General features: G+C 66.0%; 14 protein-coding genes. 1 reads left to right on the top strand and 13 read right to left on the bottom strand.

From position 1 onward, the window contains the following. Nucleotide 1 precedes the first annotated feature (1 nt). From hpnD to VGC77_RS15650, 3 genes are all read right to left on the bottom strand, one after another. Entirely contained in the window at nt 2–841 is an 840-nt protein-coding gene (gene hpnD, locus VGC77_RS15660; protein ID WP_331172488.1) for a presqualene diphosphate synthase HpnD, read from the bottom strand. Next, complete coding sequence (gene hpnC / locus VGC77_RS15655) at nt 838–1,716, bottom strand: squalene synthase HpnC (RefSeq protein ID WP_331172487.1); 879 nt, start codon at nt 1,714–1,716, stop codon at nt 838–840. Before hpnC ends, hpnD begins: the two co-directional genes overlap by 4 nt. A gap of 193 nt (nt 1,717–1,909) precedes the next feature. Continuing rightward, entirely contained in the window at nt 1,910–2,143 is a 234-nt protein-coding gene (locus tag VGC77_RS15650) for a hypothetical protein (RefSeq protein ID WP_331172486.1), read from the bottom strand. A 546-nt stretch (nt 2,144–2,689) separates the two neighbouring features. Between VGC77_RS15650 and VGC77_RS15645 the strand changes: the two genes are divergently transcribed. Continuing rightward, nucleotides 2,690–3,193 (top strand): hypothetical protein, encoded by a 504-nt coding sequence (locus tag VGC77_RS15645; RefSeq protein WP_331172485.1) that lies wholly within the window; start codon nt 2,690–2,692, stop codon nt 3,191–3,193. A gap of 119 nt (nt 3,194–3,312) precedes the next feature. Here VGC77_RS15645 and VGC77_RS15640 read toward each other — a convergent pair whose 3' ends face one another. From VGC77_RS15640 to VGC77_RS15595, 10 genes are all read right to left on the bottom strand, one after another. Continuing rightward, the gene (locus tag VGC77_RS15640) at nt 3,313–5,688 is read right to left on the bottom strand and encodes an efflux RND transporter permease subunit (protein ID WP_331172484.1); all 2,376 of its coding nucleotides are present in this window, start codon (nt 5,686–5,688) and stop codon (nt 3,313–3,315) included. Between the two features lie 182 nt (nt 5,689–5,870). Next, entirely contained in the window at nt 5,871–6,659 is a 789-nt protein-coding gene (gene eutC, locus VGC77_RS15635; RefSeq protein WP_331172483.1) for an ethanolamine ammonia-lyase subunit EutC, read from the bottom strand. A gap of 10 nt (nt 6,660–6,669) precedes the next feature. Further along, entirely contained in the window at nt 6,670–8,256 is a 1,587-nt protein-coding gene (locus VGC77_RS15630; protein ID WP_331172482.1) for a B12-binding domain-containing radical SAM protein, read from the bottom strand. Between the two features lie 262 nt (nt 8,257–8,518). Further along, a complete protein-coding gene (locus VGC77_RS15625) occupies nt 8,519–9,901 on the bottom strand; it encodes an ethanolamine ammonia-lyase subunit EutB (RefSeq protein WP_331172481.1) in 1,383 nt (460 codons plus the stop codon). 68 nt (nt 9,902–9,969) lie between these two features. Then, nucleotides 9,970–11,676: a methyl-accepting chemotaxis protein gene (locus tag VGC77_RS15620; protein ID WP_331172480.1), complete on the bottom strand. Its 1,707-nt coding sequence runs from the start codon at nt 11,674–11,676 to the stop codon at nt 9,970–9,972. A gap of 49 nt (nt 11,677–11,725) precedes the next feature. Continuing rightward, nucleotides 11,726–12,184: a cache domain-containing protein gene (locus VGC77_RS15615; protein ID WP_414709680.1), complete on the bottom strand. Its 459-nt coding sequence runs from the start codon at nt 12,182–12,184 to the stop codon at nt 11,726–11,728. Nucleotides 12,185–12,581: 397 nt separating this feature from the next. Next, nucleotides 12,582–13,778, bottom strand: a complete 1,197-nt coding sequence (locus tag VGC77_RS15610; protein WP_331172479.1) for an NAD(P)/FAD-dependent oxidoreductase — start codon at nt 13,776–13,778, stop codon at nt 12,582–12,584. Next, a complete protein-coding gene (locus VGC77_RS15605) occupies nt 13,775–14,653 on the bottom strand; it encodes a transglutaminase family protein (RefSeq protein ID WP_331172478.1) in 879 nt (292 codons plus the stop codon). Before VGC77_RS15605 ends, VGC77_RS15610 begins: the two co-directional genes overlap by 4 nt. Beyond that, nucleotides 14,650–17,151 carry a circularly permuted type 2 ATP-grasp protein gene (locus VGC77_RS15600; protein ID WP_331172477.1) on the bottom strand — a complete coding sequence of 834 codons (2,502 nt, stop codon included), beginning with the start codon at nt 17,149–17,151 and terminating at the stop codon, nt 14,650–14,652. The genes VGC77_RS15605 and VGC77_RS15600 overlap by 4 nt, the downstream gene beginning before the upstream one ends. Nucleotides 17,152–17,296: 145 nt before the next feature. After that, nucleotides 17,297–20,566, bottom strand: a complete 3,270-nt coding sequence (locus VGC77_RS15595; protein ID WP_331172505.1) for a transglutaminase family protein — start codon at nt 20,564–20,566, stop codon at nt 17,297–17,299. Nucleotides 20,567–20,632: the final 66 nt, after the last annotated feature.

Genomic DNA, 20,632 nt, shown 5'->3' with positions numbered 1-20,632 from the left:
ATCAGATGATCGCGTATTGCAGCAGGATCGCGATCCGCGAGGCCTTGCCGAGTTTCACCGGCGCGCGCGGCAGGTCGAATCCGCGCGCGATCAACAGTTGCAGGATCGAGTGATAGTATTTCGACATGATCCGCGGCGCCCGGACCACGCGGCGCGGATTGCGGTTCATCACCTCGTCGGCGCGCTTGAAATGAGCCTGCGCCCGCGCCACCAGCGGCACGCAGACCTTGGGCAGCGCCGGCTCGGCGATCACCACCTGCGGATCGGTGCTGGTGATGCCGGCGGCGAGCAGGCCTTCGCGCGGCAGATACAGCCGGCCGATCCCGGCGTCCTCGTCGATGTCGCGCAGAATGTTGGTCAGTTGCAGCGCGCGGCCGAGATGATGCGCGAGCGAAATGCCGTCATTCTCCGGCAGGCCGAAGATCCGCACCGACAGCCGGCCGACCGCGCTGGCGACGCGGTCGCAATACAGGTCGAGCGTCGCCTCGTCCGGCGCACGGATGTCGGCCGGCACGTCCATTTCCATGCCGTCGATGATGTCGAGGAAATCCTGCCGCTTCAGCCCGAAGCGCTGCAGCGAAGCCAGATAGTCGCGCAGCCGCGCCGGCGGAGTGCCGCGATACAGCGCGTCGATGTCGTCGCGCCATTGCTGCAGATCGGCGAGCCGCTGCGGCCGCGGGCCGTCGGAATCCGCGATGTCGTCGACATAGCGGCAGAAACTGTAGACCTGAAACATCGCCTCGCGCTGTTCACGCGGCAGGATGCGCATCGCGGCATAGAACGAGCTGCTCATCGCGACGCCCTGATGCTTCGCGGGGGTGGCTGTGGCTTGCTGGTTCATGCCCGCGGCGCCGGTTTGGCGGCCGCGCGGCGACCGAGGGTGCGGCGGATCAGTTCCGCGGAAATCCCGCCGGCGCTGGACAGTGCCAGATCAAGCGGCTTGAGGTGGACATTGTCGCAGAGCGGATCGCGGACCTTGAGCATCCCGACGATCTTGTCGGCGAACGCCTGGATCACCGCGACCTCGAGCCCGAGCCGGACATCTTTGATCTCGGCGCTGAGCGATCTGGCCTCGTCGAGCAGGGTCTCGGTGCGCAGCGCCAGCGCGTGCAGGCATTTTAGCAACGCCGCCGAGGCGTGCGGCTGCGCCAACTGTTCCACCGTAGCGCCGGCCTCCGCCAGCGCGTCGCGCGGCAGATAGACCCGGTTGAGGGCCCTGTAGTCCTTGCCGCAGTCCTGCAGGTGGTTGTTGATCTGCAAGCCGGCGCACAAAGCGTCCGACGCCGCCCAGGTCGCGCGGCTCTCGCCATGGACGTCGAGCATGAAGCGGCCGACCGGCATGGCGGAATAGCGGCAATAATGGATCACCTCGTCCCAGGTCTCGTAGCGCGATTTGGTGACGTCCATGCGGAACGCGGTCAGCACGTCGAGCGCGTGGCGCGGCGGCATCGCCCGCGCCGCCAGCGCGCGGCGCAGATCGACCGCTTCCTTCTGGCTGTCGCCCTGCCCGAGCAGCTCGGCTTCCATCAGATCGAGATAGCCGAGCTTGGCCTGATCGCTGAGCTCGGCGTGGTCGGCGATGTCGTCCGCGGTGCGGACAAAATTATAGAACGAAAGGATCAGCGCGCGGTGCCGCGGATGGATGATCCACGAGGCCACCGGAAAATTCTCGTCCTTGTGGGTCTTGCCGGATCGCAGCTCGCTCGCGGTGGTCATCGGGACGGGTAACTCGCTCAAAACAGGGGTGACGCCGCGCGCCATCGCTCCCTGGCCAAGCCCGGGAGCGGGACGATCGCGACGCCATATAAGGGAAAATCGCCGGCTTCACCAACGATATCTAAGGCTTGGTGCCGGTTCCGGGGATTTCCCGGACTGCCGCGCGACGCGGCAGCCGGGTGAAACGCCGGGCTTATTGGCCGTGGTTGAGCAACACCTGGTTGCAGGCCTTGGTCAGCTTCGGCCGGTTCTGCTGCAGGCACGCCAGAATGACGAAGTCACCCTGATCCATCAGCGGCCGGCAGAACCGGGTGACGTCGCGCGAGCAGGCTTCCTGCTCCTCTTTGGTGCCGCTGCGTTGTTGCTGGGCATCGGCGCTGGAAATGGCAACGAGCAGCAAGGTCAGTGCAAGAATAAATTTCGGCATTGGTGTCCTTCACGGTGGGGCAGAGAGGAATTCCATAACCAGCGGATCATCGCAGTGCAGACCCAAAATGCGCGGCCTGCCGCGCAGACGACGTTCGTCCACCGATGACACGCGCGCTGAGCCAGCGCTGGTCGCATCAAGGCCGGACGTCGTTCACGGGCCGAGGACGCTTACGCGGATCTGCCCTTGCGGTAAACCCGTCTTGGGGACGGTTCGCAAGCAGATGCGCCTGCAAATGCGGCCAAATTTGCGGCGCCGTCAAAATCAGACAGCTTTCGCCAGTGACAAGGCGGCCGAGCGTTGCGGCCTTGCAAATTTGAATGAGTTTGCGGCGCAACGGAACCTGACGGCTGGTTTTGCGTCAAACTGCATCCGCGAATCTGATCGCGCGGCCTGCGCGATGCGGCGCATCCCCGCGCATCTGGCGTTGCGCGGGACGCGACCCTACTTATATGGGCTTGAACCAAACCATCTTCGTCCCGACTAACGCTCACGGGTACGGCGAACCTCCCTCGCGGGAACGGCAATTTTCAGAGGTAACGAAATATGAGACTGCTTCGCTCCGGATTCTCCATGCCCGCGCTGAAGGCCGCCGGCGTCGCCGTGGCGCTCGTGCTGTCGGCTTCAGCGAGCCAGGCGCAATCGGGCGGCCCTTTCGCGGGATTTGACGGGGTCTGGTCCGGCACCGGAACGGTCTCGCTGTCGGACGGCACCAACGAGCGGATTCGTTGCCGGGCGACCTATAGTGTCGGCGGCGGCGGTCAGGGCTTGAACCAGACCCTGCGCTGCGCCTCCGACAGCTACAAATTCGATCTCAGCAGCCGGGTGATCAGCCAGGGCGGCAACGTGTCCGGCACCTGGACCGAGGCCAGCCGCAACATCAACGGCAATCTGCAGGGCCGCGCCGGCGGCGGCCAGATCGAGGTGTTCGTCGAAGCCGCGGGCTTCGCCGCCAACCTGACGCTGACCTCGCGCGGCAACAAGCAGCAGGTCTCGATCAGCTCGAAGGGCGAGATCCGCGGCGTCAACATCAGCATGGTGCGCAGCTAAGCCGGCCGCGCCGCGCGGGGAATCTCCCGGCGCCGTGCTCCGACGATCTGAAAGCGCGGTCGAGATTGGCGTGGTCGTCTTTCTCGGCCGCGCTTTTGTTTTGCCTTGCGGCGCGACGTTTACAGCTGGCCGGGCTTCGGGCTGCGATGCATCGCGGCGCTGAGCCGCTGCGACAGCGTGATCAGGAACATCGCGGTCGGCCGCAGGATGAACAGATCCGCGACCAATGCTGCGACCATCGCAAAGGCGCTCAGCCAGCCGAACAGCCGCAGCGACGGCAGATCGGAAAACACCGTCACCACCAGGCCGCAGGCCAAGACCACCGTGGTCAGGATCAAAGCCGGACCGACCAGCACCGTGGCGCGCTCCACCGCCTGCGCCGAGCCGACGCCGGGGCGGTCCTCCAGCCGCAAGCGGTTGAGGAAGTGGATGGTGGCGGAAAGGCCCAGCCCGAACGACACCGTCAGCGCCACCACGCTGGCAAATTGCAGCCCCTCGCCGAGTGCCCACAGCACGGTGCCGGACAGCACCACCGGGAAGATGCCGGGCAGGATGCAGGCGAACATCACCACGAAGGAGCGGAACGCCAGCCCGATGAACACCGCGACCAGCGCGAATTCGATGGTCAGGCCGCGATTGAGCTTCTGGATCATGTTGGCCGAGTTGCGCGCCGCGATCGCCGACAGCCCGGTGACCGCCACCTCATAGCCGGGGTGTTTGCTGCGCACCGCGTCGAGCGATGTGTCGAGCTTCTCCACCACCGGCAGGATTTCGCTGGAGTCGAGGTCCGGCACCCGCCCGGACACCACCACCGCGGTCTGGTCGGCGGAGATGAAGCGGCGCACCAGATGCTCCGGGATCACGTTGACGTATTGCTGCAGCGTCGCGACGTCGGAGCTGCCGGCCTTCTCGGCGAGCCAGCGCCGCAGGGTTTCCAGCGACCAGACGTTGCCGACGCCGGCCTGCTTTTCCACCATGGCGTGGACGTCGGCGATGGTCTGCAGGGTTTCCGGCGAATACAGCGTCTCGCCCTTGGGGAATTCGACCAGGATGTCGATCGGGTTGGCGCCGGTGAGCTTGGCGTCGAGCCGACCGGAGGCCTCGACCGCCTGCTGCTTGTCCGGCACCTGATCGGCCAGCCGATAGCGCGGCTCCAGATTGGCATAGATCACCGCCAGGCCGCCGACCACGATCACCGCGATCAGGCTGAACAGCCCGGGGCGGCCGACCATCCGCACCGCGATCCAGTAGCAGAACCGCCGCAGCGCGTTGACGCCGGCGTCGGCAGCCTGGAATTTCGCGGCGAACACCTGCTCGTTGCGCACCAACAGCACGCCGAACACCGGCACCAGCGACAACACCGCGATCAGCGCGATGACGGTGGCGGCGAGCCCAGCCTCGCCGAACGCGCGGATCAGGTCGGAATCCGAGAACTGCAACGCCAGAAACGAAATTCCGGCGGTGGCATGGGTCAAGACGCAGGCCGGCCCGACCACCAGCACGGCGTTGCGAAACGCCGTGAAGCGATCCTCGCCGGCCAGCAATCGATCGCGCGCGGCAAAGGTCAGCTGCATCGAATCCGAGAAGCTGATCACCATGATCAGCGGCGTCATCACGTTGAGAAACATGTTGAGGCTGAAACCGGCCCAGCCCAATACGCCGAGCGCCAGCAGGATCGCCAACAGCGGCGGAAACGCCGCCACGATCATGAACGACACCTTGCGGAAGAAGATGATCGCGATCAGGCAGCCGGCCAAAATGCCCGCGACGTTGTAGATAAGCCCGTCGCGCTCGACCGCGTTGCGGATTTCGAGCTGCATCACCGGCACGCCGGACAATTGCTTGGACAGTCCGGTGTCGGCGAGATCGTCGGTCATGATCTTGCGGATTTCGCCGACGGTTTTGTTGAGCCGGTTGTTGCCGACCACCTCGGGATCGAGCGACAGCACGATCAGCGCCAGCGTGCCATCTTCCGACAACAGCTTGCCGCGGATGATTTCGTTGCTCTTCACGGTCTCGATGAATTTGGCGTAGTCGGCGCCCTCGGGCAATTCGTTAGGAAACAGCGCCGCCGGCAGCTTGCCGGGCGCCGGCGCCTGCCGCGCCGAAAACAGCGAGATCAGGCCTCGCGTGCCCTCCACGAGTTGCAGGTCGGTGACGAGGTCGCGGACTTTTTCCAGGTTGTCGCGTTCCAGCAGCGTCTTGCCTTCGACCACCACCAGCACGTCGAATTCGGTGGAGGGAAAGCGCTTGGTGACTTCCTCGTACTGGCGATATTCCTTGGAATTGGAGCGAAACAACTGGCTCAGCGAATCGTCGATCTTGATCCGCTCGATGCCGAAGATCGCGGCGACCACCAGGGCCAGCAGAATGATGCAGGACAGGATCGGGGTCTTCACCGCGATCAGCCCCAGCCGCTCGATGCCGAAGGCGATGCTGACCGACCGGCGCTTCAATTCCTCAACGTCGGATCCGTTGGCGTTCTTATCAAGCATACACTATCCCGTCCTGTCGGCGTCTGCGACCTAGCAGCTTTTCGGGGCATCAATGCGACGCCGCCGAACCCGCGTTAGTCCTTGAAAACAAGCGATAAAACGCCACGACACGGTCTAGCAGGTGTCGATCAGGTCCGGCAAGCAGGCGGCGCGGCGCCGGCCGCATGGGGCAGCGAGGTTTGTCACCTGCGCTCGACCAGGGGCGTGGCGGCGTCAGGTCCCTGCAAGGCGCTGTCGTCCTTCAGCGCGACGCCGGAGATCTGCCGCGCAAAACTCTCACGCACCAGCCAGCCGATCTTGAACGCCGCCTCGTCATTGCTGATGCCGGCGGCGTGAATATTGGAGACGCAGTTGCGTTCGGCATCGGTGAGCCCCGGCCGCGGCCCGAAGGTCAGATAGGCACCCATGCTGGCCGGCGCCGACATTCCCGGCCGTTCGCCGATCAGCACCAGCACCATCCGCGCCCCGAGCAGCACGCCGATCTCGTCGCCGAGCGCCACCCGCGCACCGGTCGCCACCGCCACCGCGCCGAGTCGGATTTGCGCCGCAGCCAGCCGCGGCAGCAACGCGCGCACCACCTCGACGGCGCGGGCGTTGACCGCGGTGGGCGACAATCCGTCGCCGACCATCAGCGCCAGGTCGCAAGCGCCGCCAAACGCCGCAAGCACATCGCGCGACGCCGGGTCGAGTTGCCGGCCAAGGTCGGGCCGCACCAGATAATCGTGGCGGCCGCGGACGCGGCTCGACACCTCGCAGCTCGCAAGCCCCAACGCCGAAAGCTCGGCGGCGAGCCGTTCGCTGTCGAACGCCGAATGCACCGCGTCGCGGGCGCGGGCATGATCCAGGGTGAAGTCCAGCAACGCCTGGGTCGGCAGGCTGCCGCCGGCGCGGCCGAGCCCGACCCGCGCGGGCGTCAGCCGGCGCAGGTCGCGCAGCGATGGCAGCGGAGAGGGCGGCGGTTGCGTGGTCATCGCAGGCGTTTCATTCGGCAGGCACCGAGGCCTGGCTGAGCCGCAGTGAATAATTCGATGCGGCGGCCTGCCCGATGCAGGCTTTGCGGGCGTACACGATCAGATGATGCGCCACCAAGATGACGCTGAGAAAATGCTCGATCTCGCCGCGGCGCAGCCGCTGCCAGGCAAACTTCCAGAACGCCCGCCGATAATCGCCCTTGACGCCGACCTGCCAGAGCACGTTGCGCAGCATGATCAGGCCGCGCTTGATGTTGGCCCATGACGCGCGCTGCGGCGACGCCGGCAGCGGGCGCCGGTTGCCGTAGGTGTGCTGGATTTGATATTCGAAGCGCGCCAGCAGCTTGTCCGGCTGATAGGCCTCCGCCATGCAGTCCTTCCAGGTCGCCACCACGTCGTCATAGGGCAGCAGGAAATCGACGTTGGAATCGCGATCCTCGTCGACGACCAGGCGATGCTCGCGCTCCAGCCGGTCCCACAGCGGCGTCTTCGGCAGCGCCTGCAACAGATTGATGGTGAGCAGCGGGATCTGCGACTGCGCGATGAAGTGCAGCAGATTGGCGCCGGTCTCCGGCTTGTCGGTGTCGAGCCCGAGAATGATTCCCGATACCACCTCGAGCCCGTAACCGTTCAGCGTCTCGATCGCCTCCATGATCGGGACCATCATGTTGTGGTCCTTGTGCATCGCCCGCAGCGCCTCGGGCTCCGGGGTCTCGATGCCGCAGAACACCGTGACGAAATAGGCCTCGCGCATCAATTGCAGGATTTCCGGCCGCTTGGCGATATTCAGCGTGGCCTCGCAGGCCAGCCGGATCGAAAACCCGGTCCGCTTCTGCCATTCGACAAGATGCGGCAGCAAGTCGAGCGCGGCCTTGCGGTTGCCGATGAAATTGTCGTCGACGAAATACACCGAGCCCTGGATGCCGCATTCCAGCATGCGGTCGAGTTCGGTGACGATCTGCTCCGGGGTCTTCAGCCGCGGATTGCGGCCGTAGAGTCCTGGAATGTCGCAAAACTCGCATTGATACGGGCAACCGCTGGAATATTGCACGCTGCCGAGGAAATACTTGCCGCATTCGGCGAGCTCATAGGCCGGGATCGGAAACAGCGTCATGTCGAGGCGGTCTTCGGTCTGCAGCACCACCTGCTGATCCGGCCGCGACGGATCGCGCGCCAGCCGCGCGATCAATTGATCGGTGGCGTCGCCGAGCTCGCCGATGTGCAGATAATCGAAGCTCGGATAATGATCCGGACAGGCGCTGACCGAGGGGCCGCCGATCGCCACCGCGAGATCATAGGCGTGGGCGCGCCGGCAGATGTCGTTCATCTGGTTGCGCTGGATGTGCATGCCGGAGACGAACACCGCCTCGGCCCATTGGAAATCCTCCGCCGAGGCGACGCGGATGTTTTCGTCGACGAAGCGGACCTCCCAGTTCTCCGGCAGATAGGCCGCGATCACCAGAATGCCCTGCGGCGGCATGAACGCCTGCACCCCGTCGGTCAGCGGATAGGCGTGTTCGAAGGTGCCGAATGAGGAGGTGTAACGCGGAAACACGCACAGGATGCGTCGGGCCGTCTGGCCACCTTCAGCTCTCATCGGACTCCCCCTGCAACAAACTCATCGACCCGCGGCAACTCCCGGTTCGTCCAGCGCGATTCTCGCGAGTCTTGGGAGAGGTGGCAAATGCTTGACGCCAAGGCAATCCGCAGTGTGCCGAACCGTTCCACGCATCGAGAACCGCTGAGCCACCGTAATTAAGCATGGCTGCCCAGACTGGGCCAGAAATTCCTCAAGATTATGGCGGCATCGTTGCGTCAGTCGCGACTGCGACGGCTGCGGTTCAATGCGCCGGCTGCCGTCAGGCGATCAGCCGCGCGGCGAATTCCGGCAGCAGCAGTTCGGGCTCGGTGAGCCGGAAATCCGCGCCGGCGAGCCCGCTGCGCTGCAGCCAGGCGTCGAATTCCGGCGCGCGCTTGAGCCCGAACAGCTCGCGGACATAGAGCGCATCGTGGAACGATGTCGACTGGTAGTTCAGCATCACGTCGTCGGCGCCCGGTATCCCCATGATGAAAGTGACGCCGGCGGCGGCGAGGCAGGTCAGCAAAGTATCCATGTCGTCCTGGTCGGCCTCGGCGTGGTTGGTGTAGCAGATGTCGACGCCGAGCGGCAGGCCGAGCAGCTTGCCGCAGAAATGATCCTCCAGCCCGGCGCGGATGATCTGTTTGCCGTCGGCGAGGTACTCCGGCCCGATGAAACCGACCACGCTGTTGACCAACAGCGGATCGAAGGCGCGCGCCACCGCATAGGCGCGAGCCTCGCAGGTCTGCTGGTCGACGCCGTGATGGGCGTTGGCGGACAGCGCCGAGCCCTGCCCGGTCTCGAAATACATCACATTGTTGCCGACGCTGCCGCGCGCCAGCGACAGCCCGGCATCATGCGCCTGTTTCAAGAGCGCCAGGTCGATGCCGAAGCTGCGGTTGGCGGCCTCGGTGCCGGCGATCGACTGAAATACCAGATCGACCGGCAGGCCCTGTTCGATCAGCGCCAGCGTAGTGGTGACGTGGGTCAAGACGCAGCTCTGCGTCGGGATCTGCAGCCGGCCGATCACGTCGTCGAGCAGTTGCACCAGCCGGCCGAGCACCGCCGGATCGTCGCAGGCCGGATTGATGCCGATGCAGGCGTCGCCCGATCCGAGCAGCAGCCCGTCGACGATCGAGGCGGTGATCGCGCGTTCGTCGTCGAACGGATGATTCGGTTGCAGCCGCACGCTCATGCGGCCGGGCAGTCCGATGGTATTGCGAAACCGGGTGATCACCGCGCATTTCTTCGCCACCAGAATCAGATCCTGGTTGCGCATCAGCTTGGCGGCCGCCGCGGCCATTTCCGGCGTCACCCCGGCCGCAATGCCGGCCAGCGCCGCGGGCGTTGTGGCCTCCGACAGCAGCCAGTCGCGAAAGCCGCCGACGGTCAGCGCCGCGATCGGCGCGAACGCCGCGGCATCATGGCTATCGATGATCAGCCGCGTCACCTCGTCGGTCTCGTAAGGCACCACCGCCTCGGTGAGAAACTGCCGCAACGGCAGCTCGGCCAGCGCCATCCGTGCGGCGATCATCTGTTCGGCGCTGTCGGCGGCGAGCCCGGCGAGACGATCACCGGAGCGCGCCGGCGTCGCCTTGGCCAGCAGATCGCGCAGATCGGCGAAGACAAAGCTGTGATGATCGATGGTGTGGCGATAGACCATGGCGGCTCCGAACCGGCCGCCGCGCCCGCGCGCGACGGCTTGGCCGCAAACTATCATCGGAGCGCGCGTTAGGCGACCCTGACGGTCGCCAGGAACTTGTGCACCTCGGCCTTCAGCCGCTTGTTCTCGCTCGACAACAGCTGCGCCGACGACAGCACCTGCGAGGAGGCCGAGCCGATGTCGGTGGCGCCGCGGCTGACGTCGCCGATATTGTTGGCGACCTGGGTGGTGCCGATCGCCGCCTGCTGCACGTTGCGGGCGATGTCGCGGGTGGCGGCGCCCTGCGCCTCGATCGACGCCGCGATGGTCGCGGCGATGCCCGAGACCCGGGCGATGGTGCCGCCGATTTCCTTGATCGCCAGCACCGATTCCTCCGTCGCGGCCTGCATCTCGGCGATCTGCGCGCTGATCTCGCCGGTGGCCTGCGCGGTCTGCTGCGCCAGCTCCTTGACCTCCTGCGCCACCACGGCAAAGCCGCGACCGGCCTCGCCGGCGCGGGCGGATTCGATCGTGGCGTTGAGCGCCAGCAGATTGGTTTGCGCTGCGATCTTGGCGATCATCTCGGTGACGTCGCCGATCCGGCCGGCGGCCAGCGCCAGCTTGGCGATACGGGCGTCGGTCTGTTGCGCCTGTTGCACCGCCTCGTCGGTGATCTTGCCGGACAATTGCACCTGGCTGCCGATCGCGCTGATCGAGGCCGCCATCTGCTCGGTGGCGTCGGCCACCGATTGCACATTGCTCGAGGTTTCTTCCGAGGCCGCGGTGACCACGGTGCTGAGCTGCTGCGTCGCGGCGCTGCTTTTCGCCAGAACCACCGCCGAGCTTTCCAATTCGCCCGACGCGGTGCCGACGTTTTCGATGATCTCGCCGACCGCGGCTTCGAAACGCTCGGCGAGATCGTGCAGCTCGACGCGACGCGCGGCAGCCAATTCGCGGGTCTTGTCCTCGCGCTCGGCGACCTCGCGCGCGGCCTTGGCGGAAGCCTGAATCTTGAACTCCTCGACGGCGCGGGCCATCTGGCCGACCTCGTCGTGACGATCGAGGCCGGGCAATTGCACGGCGAAATTGCCACTGGCGAGTTCGCGCATCGCCCGCGCCATCACCACCACCGGGCGGGAAATATCGCGGCCGATCAGGAACGAGACCAGCACGCCGATGAGCGCCACCGCCACCAGGATCGCCAGCAGCACGGACTGCTGCTGCTCCAGCCGGAGGCCGGAACGCGCCACTTCGAGATCGCGGCTTTCGTTGCTGGCCAGCGTCAATTGGTCGGTCAACGAATCGATCTCGCCGAAATGCCGCTCCGCGCCTTTGATGAACATCATCGCCGAGCCGGGATCGCCGTCGGCCATGTCGATGGCGCCGCCGGATTGCTTGAGATAGCCCGCCACCGCGCTCTTCAGCTTGGTCAGCACCTCGGGCTTGACCGTGGCGGGGTCGAACACGCCTTCGATCGCCTGCAGCGCGCCCGGCACCTTGGCGGCGGCCGCGGTGGCCTCCTTGGAGGCGGCGGCAATCTTGCTGGCGTCGGTTTCGTTGGAAGCCATCGCGGCCAGCCGATACAGCTTGGCGTGGGCTTCCCACAAGGTGGAATCCAGTTCGCCGGCGAGTTCGGACTGCCGCACGGGTCCGGCGATCAGCGCGTCGGCGTTTGCCCGGTTGAGCTTCAGCGTCTGCAAGGTGTAGAGGCCGACCGCCACCAGCGCGACGATCAGCACAGCCGGGGCGAGCTGCACCTTCCACGGCAAACCGAGGTTCCTGATCAACTTCAGCATGGCACTCTTCGCTCGGTCTGGTCGTTGCGGCGGACTTACGGTGCCATGGTTACTTGTAGATCCCGGCACAGACCGCGGTGTTGTCCAACTTCTCGCAATACATCTGCTTCGGCTCGACCTTCTTGCTGACCGGATTGACGAATTTATAATCCTGCCAGAACGACGGCTGCTTGGCGGCGAGTTCGACCCGTTCCTTCACATACAGCTTGCCGTCGACGTCCTGGGCGTCGATCATGTCCTTGCCGACGAATTTCTGGTTGGAGCCGTGCGCCAGCACCTTGCCGTCGAGCTGATAGACCACGACGTAGAGGTCGCCGGCGACGAATTTGCCGGTCTTGTCGCTGATCGCCGTATAGGCCTGGTCCGGCCCCTGCGCCTTGATGAAGTTGACCGCGCTCTTCACCATCGCCACGGCGTCGTCCTTGCCGGCGCCTTCGGCGGCGTAAGCCGCGAACGGGACGGCAGCGGCAAAAAGCGCGGAGCGCAGCAACAGCGAGGGACGCATCATCACATTCATTCTCCATGACTCATGCAGCGGCGGTTCGCACCGCCACGCTCGGCCATAGACTTTCACAAGAACACCAATCAGGCGTTAAAGCAGGACTGGTATAAACCCTAGGTAATAGCAACTGATCGATCAGTTTGCGCTTTCTTGCGGTGACTCCAGGCCGGATCATTCGATGCGCCCGATACAAACAAAGGTCGTCATTCCGGGGCGCGAGAGGCGATAGCCGCAAGCGAACCCGGAATCTTGCGACGCGACGACGCGCTGCGGCTGCCTGTTGCGAGATTCCGGGTTCACTCGCAACCAAAGCTGCTCGCGCCCCGGAATGACCGAGGGTCTTTGTGAGGTGCAGAGAACGGAACGAGGGTCAGACGGATCGCAATTACCGCGACCGCGCCAACTACACCGCGCGGCCGGCGGCGGCGCCCGACGACCAGGCCCATTGGAGGTTGAAGCCGCCGAGCTGGCCGGTGACGTCGACAACTTCGCCGATGAAGTACAAGCCAGGCACCGCGCGGGCTTCGAACGTCTTCGACGACAGCGCGCTGGTATCGACGCCGCCCAGCGTCACCTCGGCGGTGCGGTAGCCTTCGGTGCCGTTCGGCTTGACCCGCCATTGCTTGACGTCGGCCGCGGCGGCCGCCAGCGCCTTGTCGGAACAGTCGGCGATCCGCGCCGGCGGCTGCTGCCGCTCGGCGATCGCCTGCGCCAGCCGCTTCGGCAACAGGGAGCCCAGCGCCGCCGCCAATTCCTGCCGCGGGTGCACGCGGCGCGCCGCTTTCAGGGCCGCAAGCACGTCGATGCCGGGCGCCAGGTCGATCGCGATCTCCTCGCCGTCGCGCCAATAGGACGAGATTTGCAAGATCGCCGGCCCGCTCAGGCCGCGATGGGTGAACAGCAGCGCCTCGTCGAATCTGGTCTTGCCGCAACTCACCACCGCGTCGACCGCGATGCCGGAGAGCTCGGTGAATTGAGCGAGTTCGGCCGGGGCGAAAGTCAGCGGCACCAAGGCGGCGCGCGGCGGCACGATGCTAAGCCCGAATTGTTCGGCCACCTTGTAGCCGAAGCCGGAGGCGCCGATCTTCGGGATCGACGGCCCCCCAGTGGCAATCGCCAGCGCGCGGCTACAAACCCGGCCGTGATCGGTCGTGAGCGTGAAACCATCCGCGGTCTTCGCAATCTGTGGGCTGCGAATTCCGCAGCGGATTTGCGCCCCGCCGGCACGCATTTCGGCCAGCAGCAGGTCGATGATCTGCTTGGCCGAGCCGTCGCAGAACAATTGACCGCGGGTCTTCTCGTGATAGGCGATGCCGTGTTTTTCAACCAGCGCGATGAAATCGTGCTGGGTGTAGCTGCTCAACGCCGATCGGCAGAACCGCGGATTCTGCGATTGGAAATTCGCCGGCGTGGTGTGCAGATTGGTGAAGTTGCAGCGGCCGCCGCCGGAAATCCGGATCTTTTCGCCCGGATGCTGGCCCTGCTCGATCACCAGCACCGAGCGGCCGCGCTTGGCGGCGATGCCAGCGCACATCAGCCCCGCGGCGCCGGCGCCGAGGATGATCACGTCGTACGCCGCCGCGCCGCCCGCTTTGCTCATTCGACCGGCACGACGTCGACGGCGACCCCGAGCTTCTGCCGCCGCGATCCGACGATCACCCCGTCGACCGGCGAGACGTCGGAAAAATCGCGGCCCTGCGCCAGCACGATGTGATCGTTCTCGACCAGAATGTCGTTGGTCGGATCGAAGCCGACCCAACCGATCGGCTCGCCGCACCACACCGCGACCCAGGCGTGGGTGGCGTCGGCGCCTTGCAGCCGCGGCTGGCCGGCCGGCGGATAGGTGCGCAGATAGCCGCTGACATAGGCGGCCGGCAGCCCGAGCCCGCGCAGCCCAGCGATCATCACATGGGCAAAATCCTGGCAGACGCCGTGGCGCTTCTCGAACACTTCCTTCAGTGGGGTGGAAATCTCGGTGGCCTTCGGATCATATTTGAAGCCGGTGCGGATCCGATGCATCAGATCGACCGCGCCGCGCAAAATCCCTTCGCCGCGGGAAAAACTCGCCGCCGCGTAGTCGGTGACCGGCTGTTCAATCGGCGCCAGCGGACTGGCGAACACGTAGCCGATCGGCGAGCCGGCGACGAGGCTCGGCGAGGCAAAGGCGGCTTCGCGCACGTCTTCCCATGCCGGACTGTCGGCAGAGCGACTACGCGCCTCGCGGTTGACCTCGACCCGCGACCGGGAGTCGATGCGCAGCACGCGATGCGCGGTTTCGATCAGCACGCTTTCGGTATCGGTGCCGAAGAAATCCAGCCGGCTTGCGCGATTGATCGGCCGCGGCCTGATCTCCACGCTGTGCGAGATCAGTTGCTGGCCGTCGCCATTGACCGGCTTCAGCCGCAGCGAACAACGCGCGTAGGTCACCGCGCTGCCGTAACTATAGGTGGTGAGGTGCCGGATATCGTAGATCACGCCAGCCCCATCAGCTTCTCCGGCCGCATCGCGCTGGCGCCATGCGGGAAGTAGCGCGAGCCGATCGCGTCGGCCAGTTGTAGCAGATCCTGCTCCAACGCAAACAGCGCTTTGCCGTCGAGCGTCGCCGCCTCCGCGGTGATCATGTCCGCCTGAAGCGCCACCGCAAGCCGCTGCGGCCGCTCGATCAACCCGCCAGCGCGCAGCGGCGGCAGGCTGGCGATGTGGTCGTTGAGCTCCTGCACCTGGAACGCGACCGAGCGCGGATTGTAGGGATCGAGCACCACCAGATCGCGCACCGGCGGCAGCAGCGCGCCGACCAGATAGCGCGACCGATAGGTGATCTGGCAGTCCACCAGCGTCAGCAGGATATCGAGATCTTCGGCGCTGGCCTCGTCATAGGCGAATTGTCGCGCAAACCGCGTGGTATTGATGGCGCGCTCGATACGGCGGCCCATCTTCAGGAAGCGCCAGCCGGCGGCGCGGTTCATGTTCTCCTGGGCGAGGCCGGCGAAGCTCGCCAGCTCCTGCAGCGTCAGGTCGGCGGCGCTGACCACGCCGTCGTCGTCCTCCACCGGCTGCGCCAGCCGCTCCGCCATCTGGGTGATGACCTGCCAGGCGTCCGGCGACAGCCGCTCGCGCAAGGACGCGGCATTGCGCTGCGCGGCGCGTACCAAAGACAACGCCGAGCCGAATTCCTTGTCGTTCTGCAATGCCTCGGCGGCGATCTTCGAGGGATTGGCGCGGGCACCCAAGGCGGTCGCACCCCAAGTCACCAGCAGCCGCTGGATCCGCTCCAGCGAATGATGCTGCGGACCCTTGCCGGGATCGCGCTGCGGCACGCTGAGTGCGCGCACCAGTCGCAGCGTGCCCTCGGCGCGCTCCAGGTAACGGCCGAGCCAGAACAGATTGTCGGCGGCGCGGCTCGGCACCCAGCCGGTGATCCGCTTGATCCGCACCATGTCGACGGTCGGCAGCAGCGTCGAGGCGGTGACCGCCTTCTCCGACACCACCCAGACGTCGGCGGCGCGTGCGCCCTGCCCCATCGACACCGCGCGGGAATCCAGCCGCTCGGCGATCCGGCAGAACCCGCCGGGCATCACCGTCCAGCCGTCGGCGGTGGCGGCGGCGAACACCCGCAGCACGAACGGCCGCGGCGCCAGCTTGCCATTGTCCCACACCGGGGTGGTCGACAGGCTGACCAGCTCCTGGCCGACATAATCGATGCCGCGGTTGCCGATCGCGCTGCGCAGCCGGTCGCGCTCGGCCGCGGACAGATTGCCGGCGAGCACCGGCCCGGGACCGGGGAAGCCCGGCACCGCGCCGCCATAGGCGCCTTCGATGGCGAAATCGTCGAGCCGCGCCAACACTTCCTCGCGGGCGTTCTTCTGGCCGCACCACCAGGTGGCGATATGCGGCATTTTCAGCTCTTCGCCGAGCAGCCGGCGCGACAGGCTCGGCAAAAATCCCAATAGCGCGCGGGATTCGATCACGCCGGAGCCCGGCATGTTGGCGACCACCACGCCGCCCTTGCGGATCACGTCGATCAGTCCTGGCACGCCGAGCTGCGAGGCGGCGTCGAGTTCGAGCGGATCGAGCGAGTTGGAATCCACCCGCCGCAGCAGCACGTCGAGCCGCTTCAGCCCGGCGACGGTGCGGATATGAATGCGGTCGCCGGACACCGCGAGATCGTCGCCTTCCACCAGCAGGAAGCCGAGATAGCGCGCCAAGGTGGCGTGTTCGAAATAGGTTTCGCTGAAGCGGCCCGGCGTCAATACGCCGATCCGCGGCTCGTCGCGGTCGGCGCTGGCGCGCAGATGGTCGCGGAACGCCTCGAAGAACGGCGCCACCCGCTCGGCATTCATCGATTTGTACAGATCGGCGAAGGCGCGCGACAGCACCAGGCGGTTTTCCAGCGCATAGCCCATGCCGGACGGCGCCTGGGTGCGATCGCCGAGCACCCACCAGCGGCCATCCGGGCCGCGGCCGATATCGGCGGCATAAAGATTGAGATAGCGCCCGCCGGGCGGCTTGATGCCGCACACCGAGCGCAGATATTCGGCGCTGCCGGCGATCGCCGCCGCCGGCACCGCGCCGTCGGCCACCAGCCGGCCGTCGCCGTACAAATCGGTCAGCACGCTTTCCAGCAGCGTGGCGCGCTGGGCGATGCCGGCGGCGATCTGCTGCCACTCGACCTCGTCGATCAACAACGGCACGTGGCTGAGCGGCCAGGCGCGCTCGCTGGTTTCGCCGGGCGCGCGATACGACACCCCGGCTTCGCGCAGATGCCGGTCGGCGGCGCCGAACCGCCGCGCGATCTCCGGCGGCGTCAGACTCGCGAAATAATCGAAGAACCGGCTCCAGACCTCGCGCGGCGCACCGTCCGGGGTGATGAACTCGTCAGGAATGCCGGGCAGCCGCACGTAATCGCGGGTCCACTGCGCGACCTTGCGGTCGCGCGGGCGCGCCTTGCTGCCGTGGGCGGCGGATTCCGCCATGACCTGGTCTCCTGACTCGTGCGCGCTGAAGTTGCGAGAGACGTTCTCGTTTGCGCAGCGGCCGGTCAAGAGAACAATTGAACTAGGCCAGAGCTGTACGAGGTTTCTTCAAACCGTCATCCTGCTTCGGCTTTCGGATCATGCGCTAATGCGGCAGCGGCGTCCGCAGATCGAGGGTGAGCGGAAACTCCAGGCTGCGCTCCTCGCGCGGCGGGTCGATCTTGCCCGGGGTGTGGCCGTGGTCCTGAAACCGCGCCAACCGCCGCGCCTCGGCTTCATAGGAGTTGACCGGCTTGGTCTCGTAGGAGCGCCCGCCCGGATGGGCGACGTGGTAGACGCAGCCGCCGAGCGAACGGCCGTTCCAGCTGTCGACGATGTCGAACACCAAAGGCGTATGCACCGGAATCGTCGGATGCAGCCCCGACGCCGGCTGCCAGGCCTTGAACCGCACCGCCGCCACCGCCTCGCCGGAGCGCCCGGTCGGCGTCATCGGCAGCCTGCGGCCGTTGCAGGTGACGACATGGCGGCCCTCGACAAAACCTTCGGTCTTCAGTTGCAACCGCTCGACCGAGGAATCGACGTAACGCACGGTGCCGCCGGCCGAGCCTTCCTCGCCCATCACGTGCCACGGCTCCAGCGCCTGGCGCACCTCCAGCGAGACGCCGCCATGGCTGACGCTGCCGAACACCGGAAAGCGGAATTCAAGCTGCGCCTCGAACCATTCCGGCGAGAAAGCGTAGCCGGATTCACCGAGCTCGGCGAGCACGCCCTTGAAATCCTCCCACAGATAGTAAGGCAGCATGAAGCGGTCGTGCAGCGTGGTGCCCCAGCGCACGAATTTGCCGTCCAAGGGCTCGCGCCACAGTTTGGCGACCAGCGCGCGGATCAGCAATTGCTGCGCCAGACTCATCCGCGGGTCCGGCGGCATCTCCAGCGCGCGGAATTCCACCAGGCCGAGCCGGCCGGTGGCACTGTCCGGCGAATACAGCTTGTCGATGCAGATCTCGGCGCGGTGCGTATTGCCGGTGATGTCGACCAGGATGTTGCGGAACAGCCGGTCGACCAGCCATAGCGGCGCCTCGACGCCGGGCAGCGGCACATGCGCGATCGCGATCTCGAGTTCGTAGAGCCCGTCGTGCCTCGCCTCGTCGATCCGCGGCGCCTGGCTGGTCGGGCCGATGAACATCCCGGAGAACAGGTAGGACAGTGACGGATGCCGCTGCCAATACAGCACGAAGCTCTTCAGCAAATCGGGGCGGCGCAGGAACGGCGAATCGGAAGGCGAGCCGCCGCCGACCACGACGTGGTTGCCGCCGCCGGTGCCGGTGTGGCGGCCGTCGATCAGGAAGCGGTTGGCGCCGAGCCGGACCTTGGCGGCCTCCTCATAGAGCCCGAAGGTGGTCTCCACCGCCTGCCGCCAGTTTGCCGCAGGATGAATGTTGACCTCGATCACCCCTGGATCGGGCGTCACCTTGATCACCTCGACGCGGGGATCGAACGGCGGCGGATAGCCCTCGACATGGACCTGCATCTGCATGTCTTCGGCGCTGGCCTCCACCGCCCGGATCAGCTCGAGATAGTCTTCCAGCTTTTCCACCGGCGGCATGAAGGCGCACAGCACGCCGTCGCGAATCTCGACCGACATCGCGGTGCGCACCGGGACCGGCTTCTTCTTCGGCTTTTCCTTCGCCGAACGCACCGCGGCCGCGGCTGCGGCGTCACCCTCCGCTAACGGATCGCGCGGCTCCAGCGGGTCCTGCTCCACGGTGTAGGGGAATTCGTCCTCGGGAATGTGCGGCAATGACGAGATCGGCAGCCGCAGCCCGAGCGGCGAATCGCCCGGCGTCAGAAACAGATTGCCGCGGCGGAATTTCCAGCGCTCGCTGCGCCAGCGATCGGCCTCCGCGTTCCAGCGCTGGATCGGCAGCACATAGCCTTTCGGCACGTTGAGCCCTTCGTCGAACACCCGCGCCATCCGCGCGCGCTCTTCCGGATCGGCGAGCTTGGAATCGCTGGGATCGACGTTCGGCGGCAGCCCCGCCTCTTTCTGCAGCCAATGCGCCGGATCTTCGAACGCCGGCAGGATGTAGTCGGAATGGATGCCGAGCCGCTTGGCGGTGTCCACGGCGAAGCGTTGGGCCTCCGCGATCCTGACCGGGCGCTTGCCGTCGACCGGCGCGATCAGCGCCGGATTTTTCCAGATCGGCACGCCGTCCTTGCGCCAATACAGGCCGAACGCCCAGCGCGGCAGGCTTTCGCCGGGATACCATTTGCCCTGGCCAAAATGCAGCAAGCCGCCCGGCGCGAAGCGCTCGCGCAGCCGGCGCAGCAGATCGTCACCAAGCACCCGCTTGGTCGGGCCGACCGCGGCGATATTCCATTCCGGCGATTCCAGATCGTCGATCGACACGAAGGTCGGCTCGCCGCCCATCGTCAGCCGCACGTCGTGCGCTTTCAGATCGGCGTCGACCTTCTCGCCAACCTGGTCGAGCCGCGCCCAGGCTTCGTCGGAGAACGGCTTGGTGATCCGCGGCACCTCGCGGATCCGCTTGACGTTCATTTCGAAACTGAAATCGACATTGGCGAAGCCGGCCATGCCGGAGATCGGCGCCGCCGAGCGATAATGCGGCGTGGCGGCGACCGGGATGTGGCCCTCGCCGGCCAGCATCCCCGAGGTGGCGTCGAAGCCGATCCAGCCGGCGCCGGGGATATAGACCTCGGCCCAGGCGTGCAGATCGGTGAAGTCGTTCTCGACCTCGACCTTGCCGTCGATCGGAGCGATGTCGGGGCGCAACTGGATCAGATAGCCGGAGACGAACCGCGCCGCGAGGCCGAGTCGGCGCAGCGTCTGGATCAACAGCCAGGCCGAGTCGCGGCACGAGCCGGCGCCGGTTTCAAGCGTATGTTCCGGGGTCTGGATGCCCGGCTCCATGCGGATGATGTAATTGATGCGATCGCGCAGCCGGGCATTGAGGTCGACCAGGAAATTGACCGTGCTCGGCGCCTCGCGCGCGATCTCGGCGAGGTAAGCCTCGAACAGCGGGCCGCTCGGCTCGGTCGCCAGATAGGGCGCGAGTTCGATCTGCAAATCGTTAGTGTAAGCGAACGGGAAGGATTCCGCATAAGGCTCGACGAAGAAATCGAACGGGTTGATCACCGTCATCTCGGCGGAGAAATCCACCTCGATCTTCAGCTCAGTGGCCTTCTCCGGAAACACGAAGCGCGCCAGCCAGTTGCCCTGCGGGTCCTGCTGCCAATTGACGAAGTGATTCGAAGGCGTGACCTTGAGCGAATAGCTCAGGATCGGCGTCCTGGTGTGCGGCGCCGGGCGCAACCGCACGGTTTGCGGGCCGAGATCGATGGGACGGTCGTATTTGTAATGCGTGACGTGGTGTAGGGCGACGAAGATCGACAAAGCGGGCAACTCCAGCAGCTTTTTTGAGCAGAACACCGGAGCCTGCGCGGATCAAGCTTTAACAAC

Source organism: Rhodopseudomonas sp. (assembly GCF_036404135.1).
Lineage (GTDB): Bacteria > Pseudomonadota > Alphaproteobacteria > Rhizobiales > Xanthobacteraceae > Rhodopseudomonas_A.
This window is presented reverse-complemented; position numbering and strand designations above follow the sequence as displayed.

Bases quoted from the DNA above. Each gene is read 5' to 3' on its own strand.
- hpnD (WP_331172488.1), bottom strand. From the start codon at position 841: ATGAACCAGCAAGCCACAGCCACCCCCGCGAAGCATCAGGGCGTCGCG.
- hpnC (WP_331172487.1), bottom strand. From the start codon at position 1,716: ATGACCACCGCGAGCGAGCTGCGATCCGGCAAGACCCACAAGGACGAG.
- VGC77_RS15650 (WP_331172486.1), bottom strand. From the start codon at position 2,143: ATGCCGAAATTTATTCTTGCACTGACCTTGCTGCTCGTTGCCATTTCC.
- VGC77_RS15645 (WP_331172485.1), top strand. From the start codon at position 2,690: ATGAGACTGCTTCGCTCCGGATTCTCCATGCCCGCGCTGAAGGCCGCC.
- VGC77_RS15640 (WP_331172484.1), bottom strand. From the start codon at position 5,688: ATGCTTGATAAGAACGCCAACGGATCCGACGTTGAGGAATTGAAGCGC.
- eutC (WP_331172483.1), bottom strand. From the start codon at position 6,659: ATGACCACGCAACCGCCGCCCTCTCCGCTGCCATCGCTGCGCGACCTG.
- VGC77_RS15630 (WP_331172482.1), bottom strand. From the start codon at position 8,256: ATGAGAGCTGAAGGTGGCCAGACGGCCCGACGCATCCTGTGCGTGTTT.
- VGC77_RS15625 (WP_331172481.1), bottom strand. From the start codon at position 9,901: ATGGTCTATCGCCACACCATCGATCATCACAGCTTTGTCTTCGCCGAT.
- VGC77_RS15620 (WP_331172480.1), bottom strand. From the start codon at position 11,676: ATGCTGAAGTTGATCAGGAACCTCGGTTTGCCGTGGAAGGTGCAGCTC.
- VGC77_RS15615 (WP_414709680.1), bottom strand. From the start codon at position 12,184: ATGATGCGTCCCTCGCTGTTGCTGCGCTCCGCGCTTTTTGCCGCTGCC.
- VGC77_RS15610 (WP_331172479.1), bottom strand. From the start codon at position 13,778: ATGAGCAAAGCGGGCGGCGCGGCGGCGTACGACGTGATCATCCTCGGC.
- VGC77_RS15600 (WP_331172477.1), bottom strand. From the start codon at position 17,151: ATGGCGGAATCCGCCGCCCACGGCAGCAAGGCGCGCCCGCGCGACCGC.